The sequence below is a fragment of the Lysinibacillus sp. NPDC056959 genome (genome assembly GCF_042674095.1).
Lineage (GTDB): Bacteria > Bacillota > Bacilli > Bacillales_A > Planococcaceae > Lysinibacillus > Lysinibacillus zambalensis.
The window spans coordinates 342,361-356,075 of sequence record NZ_JBHURE010000003.1; the positions used below are offsets into that span (position 1 = coordinate 342,361).

Genomic DNA, 13,715 nt, shown 5'->3' on the forward strand with positions numbered 1-13,715 from the left:
ATTTCCTTTCCTAGTGACTAATCTTGACGGCTAGAATCTTTTGTATGCAACATCTTCGGACGACGTTTCATCATCATAAGTGGCATACGAACCATAAAGTCTTTCCAATCGCTTGCTCTATAAGGAACCGTCGGACTAACAAAAGGGATGCCAAAACTCTTCAACTTCACCAAATGACTGCAAAGAAGTAAGAAAAACAGGATAACCCCATATAAACCAAATAAAGCAGCAAAAAACATTGCTACGAAACGAAGCATGCGCAATGAAATTCCCGCATTATATTGCGGAATAGCAAAGGAAGAAATAGCTGTTAACGCAACAACAATTACCATAATGGGGCTAACAATCCCTGCTTGTACAGCAGCTTCCCCAATAACAAGCCCTCCGACTATTCCCATTGTAGGACCAATAGGCTTAGGCAAACGAAGCCCAGCTTCTCGTAAAATTTCAATAGCTACTTCCATAATTAGTGCCTCAATTATTGCAGGAAATGGAACACCTTCCCTCGTTCCCATCATAGACAATGCTAGCTTAGTTGGAATTAAGCCCTGATGAAACGAGACAAACGATATATAGATGGATGGTGCAAAAAGCGTAATAGCTGCAGCTAAATAACGTAATAGACGAATGAGCGTACTTGGCAACCATCGTTCATAATAGTCTTCTGGTGATTGCAATAACATACTAAATGTCACTGGCACGATTAATGCAAAAGGTGTCCCATCTAATAAAATTGCCACTCTTCCTTCCATCAAGGCAGCAAAAACACGATCTGGGCGTTCCGTATTCTGAACTTGTGTAAAAGGGCTGAGATAATTATCTTCGATTAGTTGCTCTACGTAGCCCGATTCCGCAACATCATCAATATTTATTGTTTCAATTCTTTTCTTAACCTCTTCGACCAAGTTTGGGTCTGCAATCTCATTAACATAGGCGATAACCAATTCTTTTTTTGTACGTTTACCTACTTGGAAATTGATAATTGATAAATCACTATTTTCACCATGCTGTCTCAATAGAGCCGTATTATCACTTAACGTTTCTGTAAAGCCTAATCTCGGACCTCGAACCAATGCTTCTGATACCGGTTCTTCAATATTGCGCGATTTTCCTTTGACTGTCCCGAGCATTAATACATTTGGCATTCCATCAATTATCAAGGCGGTCGTCCCTGCTAATATTTTGCCTACAGATTGCTTTACATCATACTCTTCTGTTATGTCACTAACGGAAAGAACTTCATTTTTAATAAATGTCTGTAAAAAGACTCCTTTTTCATATAAAGACTCCAGATCATCTTTTTGTGAAAAATTCCCCATAAGAGATGTCAAAATATGTTTATCAATCAGTTCTTTATCTGACAGCCCATCAAGAAAAATAATCGTTGCACGTATGTCTGTGTTCCCTATGTGAAACTCCCTAAAATGCACATCCCAGTTATGACCAATCTCTTTCTTAACAAGTTCAACATCTAAGTTGTAATTACCCGTATAATAATCAAATGACTCTTGGGAAGATTTCACTGTTTGGTGTTCGAGCTCATCTTTTGGTTTCGCCTGACCTTTTATTTTCACCATGCCATCGTCATTCATCTCTTGTTTAGATACTATCCCATTAAACAATTTGAAAATAATATAGGGAATGAAAAATACAATAAAACCTTGCATAAATACTTTCCATTCTGGAATGTAGGCTAAGATCTTTTCCCACATATTCATCACCCTCTTAAGCTGATAATAAAGCGAATTACAGCTTCACGATTTATATAGTTCCATCATTATCTAAGCAACAGCATTTTAAACTTATTTCATTCAACATTGTTCGCAAGATATGAATAAGGTTGTAATTATGTTGAAAATCTTTTTTGTGTAAAAAAAAATCTTTTGCAATTGTTGTGCAAAAGATTTCAGTTAATGGTGATCACTATTAATTTTTAACTACTAATAAAATACATTAAAATATTGTCCTATATATGATATGGTATATTATCTACAATGCTATTTTAGAAGGTGGAAAACATGCTAGAAGTAAGTGAAAGTAAGTTAGCACAATATATTATACATTTTATTGACGATGCACTCGTGTTAGGTGAAGAATCATTAACACAACCAGAGGTCATGCTAGAGGCAGCTTTTACACAGCTAGCGTTTAGCAAAATTGATTTGGAACAGCAATTTGAATTTTTTCATGAAACAAATATTGGGTTAAATGAGGTTTACACATATGTGAGAGCAATTTTTGAGCAGGAAAATAGTTTCCTTGAACAATCAATAAACATTGCTAAACACTTACATAGTGTATCTCAGCACCCTAACATTAAAAGTGGCGAATTGTTTATTGGATTATTTGACAATTGTTTTCTGTCTACAGAAGCTAAAAAAATAATCGCCATCGTTAAAATTGATGAAAAAGAAATGTTTTTAGATGTAAAAAACGAGCAAAATAAAATGGTTATCAACGGTATTGATGGCATCAATGTAAAGAAAGTCAACAATTTGGCCATCATCGTAGATATGGGGCCGGAACAGACACCTGCTATCTTTATGAAAACGAAAAGGAAAGAAGATATTATCTATTGGCAAGAACGTTTTTTAAAGATTAAAGCTGCAGATGAACATTATTATAAAACGAATTTAGCCTTAACAGAATGCAAAAAATATATCTTAAAAGAAGAAAGCTTTACAAATACTGAAAAGCTAGGTCTTTTAAATAAAACGCTTGATTATTTTAGAAATGAAGATGAATTTCAAGTAAATAATTATATTGAAACGGTGTTTGAAAATGCGGAGCCAACACAAAAAGACATTATCATCAATTCGGTAAAACCTTATGAAACTGTTATTTCTGAGAGCGCACTTGAAAAGGCTGAAAAAAAATATAAACGTAAAATTAAACTCGACTCCAATATTGAAATCCAGGTAAACGTACAGGATATCGAAAAAGTAGATGAACTAATTGAAGTAGGCTACGATGAATCTACAAATCGAAAGTTCTACAAAATTTATTTCCAGGAAGAACTATAAATCAATTAAGCCTTGGCGTAATTGCGTCCGGAATCGACTTAAAGAAGTTAAATTCTAAGAGACTTCCCTAGTATACAAAGGAAGCTCCTTACCATAGCGTGTGGTTGATTTCCGTTCCGACTGGGCGCTTTGTAGCTGCCGCTTCGCTTTCGCACAGTTAAAACATTTGTAGCTGCCGCTTTGCTTTCGCTACAGAAAACATTTGTTGTTGTTGCTGTCGCTACGCTTTCGCACAGTTAAAACATTTGTTGTTGCTGTCGCTTCGCTTTCGCACAGAGCAGAGCTTCCTGGGGGCGTCCGATGAGCCGCTTGGGGCAACAGATGTTTTTTGCGCAAAAGCGTAGTGCTAACGTAGCGACAGCGGCAGGATGTTGGTCACGAAGGTGTTATCACAGGATGTGATGCTATTAGCCTTCGTTCCTCGATTGTGATCCCCTAGGAGTCGCCCAGTCTCCACTCCAATCAACTGGTCTCAATTTCGCCTTGGCGTAATTATAGCAATCGCTTCGAAGGCAATTATAATAATTACCAATGATTTCGTATTACCTAAAATCCACGGCTTCAAATAGCTCAATAGCTCTTCCATCACCCTAATATCCCCTATTATTACCTATACATCAAATTTGTTAATATGTTACAATTAAGTTAAGTATTTTTATCGAAATAGGGGGATCTTTTTAATATGTCCTATATAAACGATTTACAGTATTATATTGATAGTGCTTCAATCGGAATTTTACTCGAACTTCTTTTGGTGACAACTTGTATTTCAACTATTATTTATTTAGTAACTAAAAACCAATATATTTCGTACCTTTCGTCTGCACCAATATTTTATTTTCTTTCAATAATTTTGTACCACAATTCACACTTCATTCTCCTTGTCTTAGCAATGACAATACAAGCCTTAGTTATTTTATTTATCCAGAAGAAGAATCTACTAAAGGTAATAACAATGAAAGACAAAGCTCACGACAGTATTTAACATGATAAAAAAAGGACTTGTTTTTATGATTTATCAACAAGTCCTTTTACTTACCTTATACTCTTCCATGTTTTAATGCTCTGGTCCCTCATCTTCATTTATTTCATTTTACATTTCCGGAGCGTCCATACCGAAATTTGCCCATTCCTCTTTAGCCGGACCATAAATGCCGGGAACAGTTAACCCCGCCTGTCGCATAAGAACCGTCATTTGTCCCCGATGGTGATTCTGATGTTGAATCAAGAACATTAAAAGTGTACCAATTTGCATGTCTTGACCGAAAAATTGAATGTGCTCGTGAAGGGTTTGATCAGTCCAATTTGTTTTTACCGCTTGCATAAACGCATTATTAGCTTGAGAATAGCTATTTGCAATAAATTGCGCTGAAGTAGGAACAGGATAATCTTTAGTTGGAGCATCAAATGTTAAACTTGTATTCGAAGTAATAATGCGAATTGCAGTGACCGTATGCCAAGCAATACGTCCTAAAGTCCAATTTTCAGACGTTATTTCCTGCTTAAGTGATTCATCAGTTAGATTATTCAATAACTTCTGTGTACAATCGGCTTCAAACTCCCAAGACTTAAAAAAACCATTTAATGTCTGATACATAATAATCCTCCTCTTTCTTGCGTTAATAATTTCCTTAAAAATGACGCCAACATATAAATGCTCCCATCGTAAAGGAAGTGATTAATTTACAAATTATTAGAGTTTATCAATATAATCATTTAATTGTTTTTGATTCATCGATCCCTTTATCTTGTTCTTTAATATACCTTTAGAATCGAAAATAAAAGTTGTTGGATATGCCACTAATCCAAATGATTTTTGAAGTGTACCCTCTAAATCAAGAAATATAGGGAAATTCAAATTGTATGACTCTTGAAATTCCATAGCATTTTCAATACTATCAACAGAAGTTGTATTAATCGCTAACAGCTCAACATTTTCAGATTTATTGTTATAAAAATCCCTAAATTCAGAAGCCTCTTCTTGACAAGGTCCACACCAAGATGCCCAAAAGTTAACGATTAAGACCTTTCCCTTGTATTCTTTAAACGTTGTTGTTGATTCGTCTAATCGTGTTAACTTTGCGTCAAAAGCAAGCTTTTTTGTTCCATCTTCATTTTCTACTAATGGGTTAACTGAGTTAACTGTTGTTTCTTTTAGGAATACATCTTTCAAAACAATTCCAACAAGTAATACGATTAATAAAGCTGAGAAATATAAACCTAAACGCTTTTTAAATTGCATAAATGATCACCTACATTACCCTTTAAATATTATTTTTCTTCAAGCATACCTAGATTGAATTTTGTTAAGATACTATTAACTTTTCTTTGGCTTTTTGACCAGCTAATCCTGTTTTAAATAATTCAGTAGAATTTTGATGATCTACTATTTTTGTAAATTGTTTTAATAAGTTTTCTATTAAAACATCGAGCATCTCGCCTGCGCTTTGTTCTGTGTCTTGTCCCTTTGGTAATTTGATTTCTTTAATCATTACTCTTTCACCATTTAAATTTGTGACATAATGACGAATATAACCATCTTCTTTTTTAATTTCATATTTCGCTTTACTCTGTTTATTTTTATCTAAAAATAAATTTGGAGATAGTCCATTTAGTTCATCTTTTTTTATTGTATTTATGTAATTATTATTTGTAGATGGGATCATCATTCTATTTACCTCCTTCATTAATTTTTATAGAGGATACCCCTTTATTTGAGTATCAATCATTACTCACTTTTACCATTATATAAATAATTTACCACATTAATCAATTCCCTAAATTCGCTCTACTCTATAACCGCAACGAACCCTTTAAAGACCATTAACGCCTCATTATGTAACAATATGAAAAAATTTCCACACTAATATGACTTCATTTTTTTTCTGGTGGTACATTTACTAAACTAAATTCAAATATTTTCCAAGGGGTTGAAATTGATGAAAATAACTATACATTAAAAGGCAAGCATAAAAAAGCTTATCGCTACGAACATTTTTATGATGAAACCCCGTTATTAGCTTATAGGGGATGCAATGACAGCGGTAGTCATGTACAGAAAACGAACGGATATTAAGGTCTCTAATCAAGTTTTAAGTGCGGATGGTGGGCTAATTGACCAACGCCTGCGCAAGCTATCACATATTTAAAAGGAAATGGGTTATTAAAACTCAAGAGGGCATAAAAATGGACCAACAAATTTTACATGATGATAAAAAGCTACAGAAAGCTTTTTTTAATTTTCTAATACCTGTAATGCTAGCGAATGTGCTGCAATCTTTAGGGCAAGTCTTTGGCATGTTTATAGTTGGACGTAATTTAGGAGTTGATGCGCTAGCGGCGATTTCAGCATTTTTCCCATTCTTCTTCTTTTTAATGGCATTTGCTATTGGGATTGGCTCTGGTAGCTCGATTTTAGTAGGGCAAACATATGGGGCTGGCAATCATGAGAAGATGAAGGAAGTTGTTGGGGTAACACTGGCCTTCACGACGATTATATCAATTGTCGTCGCAATTTTTGGTGGCTTTTTCATTGAATGGATTTTACGTTTTATGCAAACACCTGCAAACATTTTAGATATGAGTATTAGCTATGCTCAAATTTTATTTTTCACCCTACCGATTATGTTTTGGTATATGGTGTATACTACCTTTATGCGTGGTGTAGGTGACTCTAAAACACCTTTTCTATTTTTAGTTATAAGCGTTATTTTAAATATTGCATTCCTACCACCATTAGTTTTTGGTTGGCTTGGTCTACCTGAATTTGGCTTAAACGGTGCTGCTTATGCCTCTGTTTTATCCAATCTAGTAACGATGTTATTATTATTTGCCTACTTGCATAGAACAAAGCATATTTTGCGCCTAGACAAATCGATATTACAGCATTTTAAATTAAAGAAGGATATTTTAGCTTCATTATTAAAGTTAGCCATTCCAGCCAGCATTAGTATGGTTGCAATCTCTGTAGCAGAAATTGCTGTAATAGGCTTCGTTAATGTTTACGGCTCCAATGCTACTGCCGCTTACGGTGTTGTCAATCAAGTGGCTAGCTATGCACAGGTGCCTGCGATGAGTATCGCGATTGCGACATCTGTATTTGTGGCGCAAGCTTTAGGGGCTAACTCTACAGAAATGATTAAAAAAATTCGTCAACTAGGTGTGCTTATTAACTATATTTTAGGTGGCACGATTATTTTAATTATGTATTTATTTGCGGAGCCTATTTTATCTTTCTTTATTGATCAACAGAATACGGTACTGATTGCAAAAAATTATCTATATATTGCATTTTGGAGCTATTTAATTTTTGGCCATACACAAACAGTTTCGGCTACAATGCGAGCTACAGGTGTTGTCTTATGGCCTACAATTTTCCTAGTTATCGCGATTTGGGTAGTCGAGGTGCCATTAGCGTTTGTTTTATCGCACTACACTACATTCGAGCTAAATGGTGTTTGGTTAGCTTACCCTGCTGCCTTCTGTGTGCATTTTGTATTACAATACGCATACTTCAAGCTAGGCTGGCAAAAACGAACATTAAAAGCAATGCTAAGCGATTAATCATTAAAATTGCTGTAGACAAAGCTATACATTACTTTGTCTACAGCAATTTTATAAGTATTTCAAACTTCCACAGGAGGAATTATTCCCCAAACTAATAAGAGAAAGAGTACTAAACCAATTAAAAAGAATATAACTGACGTAATAAATATCGGACCTAATTGATAAGTGAAATTTTCCCTTTTCTGAATTATGCCTGTTTGCCCACTAACTTGAGATGTAAATAACCTAGTCATATCTCCACCACTACTCGAAAAGTAAAAACTGCCCCCAGCAAAAGCTATACCAGTAAAAAACATTATCTCGATAAACCTTACGGAGAAAAATGAAGCAATAAAATACGTAATTAAAACTTCTACAATAAATGCCACTATCATAATAATTAAATTTTTACTACGCATATAAACTCTCCCCCTAAATTTTATACCTCCTATTACTTTGTATACGATTAAACAGGAATTAAGTTCCATTTTTAATTAAATTTAATTGCTATTTTTATGCATTCTTTTTCTGTTAATGGGAAAGAAATTAAATTAATGTTCGATGAGTTGAATTTTGAGATGGAATAAAAATAGGTAGTACTACCCCACTTTTCCACTTTCCATCACTTCCTTCTATGCATAAAAAAAAGGCACCCTACTGAAAGGATGCCTTTTTTATGGTTACATCATTAAAATTAAAGTTTTACGATGTTTGTAGCTTGAGGTCCACGTTGACCTTCTTCTACTGAAAATTCAACTTTTTGACCTTCTTCAAGAGTTTTGAAGCCGTCACCTTGGATAGCTGAGAAGTGAGCGAATACGTCATTTCCACCTTCTACTTCGATGAAACCGAAACCTTTTTCTGAGTTAAACCATTTTACTGTACCTTGTGTCATTTGAATGACCTCCATTAATTGTATTAATTAAAATCATATTACCAAAAGAAAATTCACATATTACAAAAAGCATCAAATAAAACACGATTACTCTTTGTAATATGTGAATTTATTGTTCTCTTGAAAACGATTTTATTAATTATACTATATATAAAAAAATCGTATTTGTCTAGTGTAAAAGCTAATTTTTTTTAAATCCTTTCTCAAACTAACCTAATCCGTTACTAAATATGTTCAACTAACTAGGAACAGCAACCGTTTTAAGATCAACAAATCCCGTTAGTTGAACAGTAAGTATCTTTCAAAAGTAGTCAGGCAATATCTTTGAAGAAGATATTCATCGCAAGCGTTGAATCACCCAGATTAATGATTGCTGCACCCCCTATAAAGTCAGTATCAGGGTTCGGTAGTACTGCAAATACACCCACAGCATGTTACAATGACTTTTGTTTTAGTTATCATTTGAAATGAGGTATAACAAATGAGTTTTATGAAGCTAATGCATGTCGAAAAAGCATACAATGCCCAGCCACCTGTATTAAAAGATATTAATATAACGATTGAAAAAGGTGAATTCTTTGTATTAGTAGGTCCGTCTGGTTCAGGTAAAAGTACACTTCTGCGCCTTATTGCTGGCTTAGATAAAATGACGACTGGCACCATACAAATAAATGGGGAAACATTAGATATGGCTTCCCCTCAAGAACGAAATTTATCAATGGTTTTCCAAAATTACGCACTATACCCACATCTAACAGTGGAGCAAAATATTTTATTTGGTTTAAAAAGAAAAGGTGTTCATAAACAAGAGCAGCAGAAACGTTTGCAAGAAAGTGTTGAATTGCTAAAGCTGACAGATTATTTACATCGAAAACCAAAAGCTTTATCCGGAGGTCAACGTCAACGTGTTGCTCTTACACGTGCTATCGTTAGCCAATCTCCACTGTGCCTGATGGATGAGCCTTTATCCAATTTAGATGCACAATTACGAACACAAATGCGGACAGAAATCAAACAACTACAAAAAAAATTGGGCTTAACAACTATTTATGTAACCCACGATCAAACAGAAGCAATGACCATGGGGGATCGAATAATGGTTTTACATAATGGATGTATTCAGCAAATTGGAACACCTCTAGAATTGTATAATCAACCAAAAAATTTATTTGTCGCAAGCTTTATAGGCTCTCCAGCTATAAACATGGCAAGTGCAGTTTTAGAAGATTCTACGCTCATTATTGAAAATCAATTTTATATGAAGCTTCCAACCGATGTTTATGCACGTTTACCTCAACATACACCATTATCAGTCTGCGTTCGGCCAGAGCATCTCCAAAAAGGAGACGTTTTGCATCTTCCTATAGTAAATATTGAACAGCTAGGACATGAAACGCATATCATTGTTCGATTGGCAGATCAAACATGGACGATTAAATGGAGTGGTCAACATAGCTTTAAAATCGGAGAAACACTTTCTCTCCAGCCTCAACACCTACTATTTTTTGATGCAGAAACAGAAGTATTATTATAACTATTCCGATCAATGTAAAAAAACTTGCCTTTTCGGCAAGTTTTTTTCATTATTAAAGTGTTTCATATATTACTTGTCCCATTTGACTGACATCATAATCTCCTAAGGCGACTACTTCTGATTGGAAATCTGGTGAATTTAAAATCTCTTTTACCGTTTCAAGCAGCAGTTGGTTTTCTGGGGTTTTTAATAGAACAACATCATAACGCTCTCTAACAAGTGGTATAAAGTCAACATCTATAAGTTTTGATATTTTTTCAATGCCTATTCCAATGTTTGCATTTCCATTTGCGACAGCAGAAGCTACATCGATATGGCTCATTTCTTCCTCGTTATACCCTTCAATAGAGGATGGTGATATGTGATGAATGCGTAATTGCTCATCTAAGAAAGTACGAGCACCTGAACCTTTTTCACGATTCATCAATTTTAGTGATTTAGTCTTAAAATCATCGATTGATTGAATTTGCAATGGATTTCCTTTTTTTACATAGAAACCTGCTCGGCGTGAAATCAGATTGAGAAGAATATAAGAGTGACTTACAAAAATCTTTTTCAAATAAGGTGTATTATAATCCCCTGTATCACCATCGTACAAATGTAAACTAGCAATATCACTTTCCCCATTATATAGCGCCATGACACCATTAAAGCTACCTTCATGAGAGCGCAATACTTTATTGGATTGTTTTTTCTCTATATATTTTCCTAGTAAGTCTAAAGCTAAATCTTGTCCGCTAATAATTATTTTTTTATTGTTTGTCGAAGGAGTAGACGAGGTAGTAGATGCAGTAGGAGTTGTTCCTGTCTTGCTCTTTTGGATATATGATTGTAAATCAGTTCTATCTACACGCATTTGTCGACCTACACGAAAAACAGGTAAATCTCCCTTTTTCACTAAATCGTAGATCGTTAATTTTGAAACCTTTAATAATTGAGCAACCTCTTCAATCGTATAGGAATGTTCATGTGACATGTAAAAAATCTCCCCTTATGATTCTATTGATTCTATAGTAACGTAATTATAATATTTTTGAACCATTACCAAAACGTGTGGTTGATTTCTGTTGCGACTGGACGCTTCGTTGCTGCCGCAACACAGCACGATGTTGGTCACAAAGGCGTTATTACAGGATGTGATGGTTTTAGCCTTCGTTCCTTTATTGCTAATCCCCAAGGAGTCGCCCAGCCTCTACTCCAATCAACTTATTTACATAGTATACGTTTAACAAAACTCATCCACAACTTTTGGTGATGAACCATATTATTAATATCTTGAGTGTTTCTAACGATTTGGTATTCCTTTTTTAGACATAACTAATTATAATTAGTTATGTCTTGTTATAACGAGTTATAAAAGGAGTATAAACAAAGTGAAAAAGTTTTATAGTTTGATAGCTTCATTGCTACTACTGATCGGCATTTTAGCAGGCTGCGGTAACCAAGAAAGCAACAACAAAACAAAAGAACCTGTTGAATTAACGATTTCCGCGGCAGCTAGTTTACAAGAATCGTTAGAAGAGCTTCAAAAAGCCTATGAAAATGAGCACGATGCTATTAAAATCACATTTAACTTTGGTGGCTCTGGTGCTTTACAACAACAAATTTTAGAAGGTGCTCCTGTTGATCTTTTCTTTTCAGCAGCCGAAGATAAATTTGATGAGCTAGTTCAAGAAGATTTAATCAATAAAAAACAAGGAACAGATCTTTTAGCGAACGAATTAGTATTAATTGTTCCTAAGAAAAATGAAAAACAGATTCAATCATTTGAAGACTTAACGAAAGCTGATAAGATTGCCCTTGGTACACCTGAAACGGTTCCTGCTGGCAAGTACGGTATAGAAACATTGAAAAACATGAACCTTCTGGAACATGTAGAATCAAAAGTAGTGTATACAAAAGACGTACGACAAGTTCTTACATATACAGAAACTGAAAATGTCGATGCAGGTCTAGTTTATAAAACAGATGCTCTTGTATCAGAAAAAGTCGATGTCGTTGCTACAGCCAAAGAAGATATGCATACACCTATTATTTATCCTGTAGGTGTTATCAAAGATAGTAAGCATGCAAAAGAAGCGGAAGATTTTTATCACTATTTACAAAGTGATGAAGCGATGAAAGTATTTAAAAAATATGGGTTTCAAGGGACTCATTAATAGATGAGTACTGATTTCTGGTCACCTCTAAAACTTTCTATCGAAATAGCTCTTGTGTCAGGAATAATTGTGATAGTAACTGGTATTCTATTTGGTAAATGGATGGCAAAACGTAATTTCAAAGGAAAGTTATTTCTAGAAACAGTGTTACTTTTACCACTAGTATTGCCCCCTACTGTTATAGGATTTCTTCTAATTATTATTTTTGGTAAAAATAGTGTGCTAGGTAACTTGATTACATGGCTTTTTAACCAACCCGTTATGTTCACATGGTGGGCGGCAGTCATAGCCTCTACTGTTGTTGCATTTCCTTTAATGTATCAATCAGCAAAAACCGGCTTTGAATCTGTTGATGTAGACATCGAGAACGCTGCACGTGTTGATGGCGCAAAAGAATGGCAAGTCTTTTTCTTTATTTCTATCCCTCTTGCATTAAAATCAATTGTCTCAGGTGGAATTTTAAGTTTCACACGAGCTTTAGGTGAATTCGGTGCAACCTTAATGTTTGCTGGTAACCTCCCAGGCAAAACGCAAACGACGCCACTTGCTATTTACATGGCGATTGGTTCAGGTAACATGTCACTTGCTTGGTCGTGGGTGATTTGTATGATAGGCATTTCCTTCCTTATGCTTCTGAGCGTTCATCTCATAAAGGCATAAAGTAAAACTTTAACCAGTAGAGTGTCTTCCCCTACTGACGAGCTTTTTCTGGATCAATATAATAAAAGATGTAGTCGGTTCACTAAACTGGACCAACTACATCTTTTCTTTTTATCCTCCACTAATGGGTGGAATAAACGCGACTGTATCCCCTTTTTTTACAATCGTTGCATCTGTTGCAAATTCCTCATTTACCGCTGTCATAACATGCTGTAAAGAAACTTGTGGATATTGTATTTCCATCCATTCTTTAATTTGTCCAATTGTTCTATCTGACAGGTCTACACATAATTTTGACTCCCCTATACTTTCTTGTAAGTGAGCAAATAATAATATGTTAATCACAAGATTCCTCCTCACTGATTGATGGATTTCCTTTTGGATAAGGGACATTTTCTAATTGATCACCAATCCATTCGGTCCCATCTTCCCAATACTCTTTTTTCCAAATAGGCACAATTTGTTTTATACGATCAATAGCATATTCATTTGCTTCATAGGCTATTTTACGATGTGGTGATGAAACCGCAATGACTACGGCAATATCCGAAATTTCTAAATGGCCAACACGATGTGTAATGGCTATTTTCGCTGCTGGCCATTGCTCTTGTATTTCTTTAGATATTTGTTCAAACATTTTAATAGCCATAGATGGATAGGCTTGATATTCCAAATGTAGTGTTTTCTTGCCTTTCGTCATTTCACGTACTGTTCCGATGAAAACAGTGATTGCACCAGCATTTCGATCTGTAACTTTTTGTCTAACTTCTTCAACATCAATCGGTTTATCAACGATGTCAAACAACGGTATAGTCATGAATTTCTCCTCATTTCATGTAATCAATTATGCCTCGGGTAATTGCGTCCGGAATCGGCTTTGTGCTTAGGACTGCACGAAG

The 13,715-nt window shown here is 34.9% G+C and carries 14 protein-coding genes; 5 read left to right on the forward strand and 9 right to left on the reverse strand.

Annotation, left to right across the window (positions count from 1 at the left end; genetic code table 11):
* Nucleotides 1–17 precede the first annotated feature (17 nt).
* Nucleotides 18–1,577 (reverse strand): spore germination protein, encoded by a 1,560-nt coding sequence (locus tag ACFTQ7_RS05885; protein ID WP_386827753.1) that lies wholly within the window; start codon nucleotides 1,575–1,577, stop codon nucleotides 18–20.
* Nucleotides 1,578–2,018: 441 nt separating this feature from the next.
* Between ACFTQ7_RS05885 and ACFTQ7_RS05890 the strand changes: the two genes are divergently transcribed.
* Nucleotides 2,019–3,023, forward strand: coding sequence for a nucleoid-associated protein (locus tag ACFTQ7_RS05890; RefSeq protein WP_386827699.1), 1,005 nt, complete (start codon nucleotides 2,019–2,021; stop codon nucleotides 3,021–3,023).
* A 1,093-nt stretch (nucleotides 3,024–4,116) separates the two neighbouring features.
* Here the strand turns inward: ACFTQ7_RS05890 and ACFTQ7_RS05895 are convergent.
* The 3 genes from ACFTQ7_RS05895 to ACFTQ7_RS05905 all read right to left on the reverse strand — a co-directional run bounded on the left by ACFTQ7_RS05895 (nucleotide 4,117) and on the right by ACFTQ7_RS05905 (nucleotide 5,692).
* Complete coding sequence (locus tag ACFTQ7_RS05895; RefSeq protein WP_386827700.1) at nucleotides 4,117–4,620, reverse strand: DinB family protein; 504 nt, start codon at nucleotides 4,618–4,620, stop codon at nucleotides 4,117–4,119.
* Between the two features lie 96 nt (nucleotides 4,621–4,716).
* Nucleotides 4,717–5,265, reverse strand: a complete 549-nt coding sequence (locus ACFTQ7_RS05900) for a TlpA family protein disulfide reductase (RefSeq protein WP_386827701.1) — start codon at nucleotides 5,263–5,265, stop codon at nucleotides 4,717–4,719.
* A 64-nt stretch (nucleotides 5,266–5,329) separates the two neighbouring features.
* Complete coding sequence (locus ACFTQ7_RS05905; protein WP_386827702.1) at nucleotides 5,330–5,692, reverse strand: hypothetical protein; 363 nt, start codon at nucleotides 5,690–5,692, stop codon at nucleotides 5,330–5,332.
* A 517-nt stretch (nucleotides 5,693–6,209) separates the two neighbouring features.
* Here ACFTQ7_RS05905 and ACFTQ7_RS05910 point away from each other — a divergent pair.
* Nucleotides 6,210–7,586, forward strand: a complete 1,377-nt coding sequence (locus ACFTQ7_RS05910; RefSeq protein ID WP_386827703.1) for an MATE family efflux transporter — start codon at nucleotides 6,210–6,212, stop codon at nucleotides 7,584–7,586.
* Nucleotides 7,587–7,648: 62 nt separating this feature from the next.
* Here ACFTQ7_RS05910 and ACFTQ7_RS05915 read toward each other — a convergent pair whose 3' ends face one another.
* Nucleotides 7,649–7,987, reverse strand: a complete 339-nt coding sequence (locus ACFTQ7_RS05915) for a hypothetical protein (RefSeq protein ID WP_386827704.1) — start codon at nucleotides 7,985–7,987, stop codon at nucleotides 7,649–7,651.
* A 275-nt stretch (nucleotides 7,988–8,262) separates the two neighbouring features.
* Nucleotides 8,263–8,463, reverse strand: a complete 201-nt coding sequence (locus tag ACFTQ7_RS05920) for a cold-shock protein (protein ID WP_053484870.1) — start codon at nucleotides 8,461–8,463, stop codon at nucleotides 8,263–8,265.
* 481 nt (nucleotides 8,464–8,944) lie between these two features.
* Here ACFTQ7_RS05920 and ACFTQ7_RS05925 point away from each other — a divergent pair, with 481 nt between their 5' ends.
* Nucleotides 8,945–9,997 (forward strand): ABC transporter ATP-binding protein, encoded by a 1,053-nt coding sequence (locus ACFTQ7_RS05925; protein WP_386827705.1) that lies wholly within the window; start codon nucleotides 8,945–8,947, stop codon nucleotides 9,995–9,997.
* A gap of 52 nt (nucleotides 9,998–10,049) precedes the next feature.
* Here ACFTQ7_RS05925 and ACFTQ7_RS05930 read toward each other — a convergent pair whose 3' ends face one another.
* Entirely contained in the window at nucleotides 10,050–10,973 is a 924-nt protein-coding gene (locus ACFTQ7_RS05930) for a substrate-binding domain-containing protein (protein WP_386827706.1), read from the reverse strand.
* Nucleotides 10,974–11,370: 397 nt separating this feature from the next.
* Here ACFTQ7_RS05930 and modA point away from each other — a divergent pair, with 397 nt between their 5' ends.
* Complete coding sequence (gene modA / locus ACFTQ7_RS05935; RefSeq protein ID WP_386827707.1) at nucleotides 11,371–12,156, forward strand: molybdate ABC transporter substrate-binding protein; 786 nt, start codon at nucleotides 11,371–11,373, stop codon at nucleotides 12,154–12,156.
* Nucleotides 12,157–12,159: 3 nt separating this feature from the next.
* Nucleotides 12,160–12,816, forward strand: a complete 657-nt coding sequence (modB, locus tag ACFTQ7_RS05940; protein WP_386827708.1) for a molybdate ABC transporter permease subunit — start codon at nucleotides 12,160–12,162, stop codon at nucleotides 12,814–12,816.
* A 111-nt stretch (nucleotides 12,817–12,927) separates the two neighbouring features.
* Here the strand turns inward: modB and moaD are convergent, their stop codons facing one another.
* Both moaD and ACFTQ7_RS05950 read right to left on the reverse strand, forming a co-directional pair.
* Entirely contained in the window at nucleotides 12,928–13,161 is a 234-nt protein-coding gene (gene moaD / locus ACFTQ7_RS05945; protein ID WP_386827709.1) for a molybdopterin converting factor subunit 1, read from the reverse strand.
* Nucleotides 13,154–13,633, reverse strand: a complete 480-nt coding sequence (locus ACFTQ7_RS05950; protein ID WP_386827710.1) for a molybdenum cofactor biosynthesis protein MoaE — start codon at nucleotides 13,631–13,633, stop codon at nucleotides 13,154–13,156. The genes moaD and ACFTQ7_RS05950 overlap by 8 nt, the downstream gene beginning before the upstream one ends.
* Between the last annotated feature and the right edge of the window lie 82 nt (nucleotides 13,634–13,715).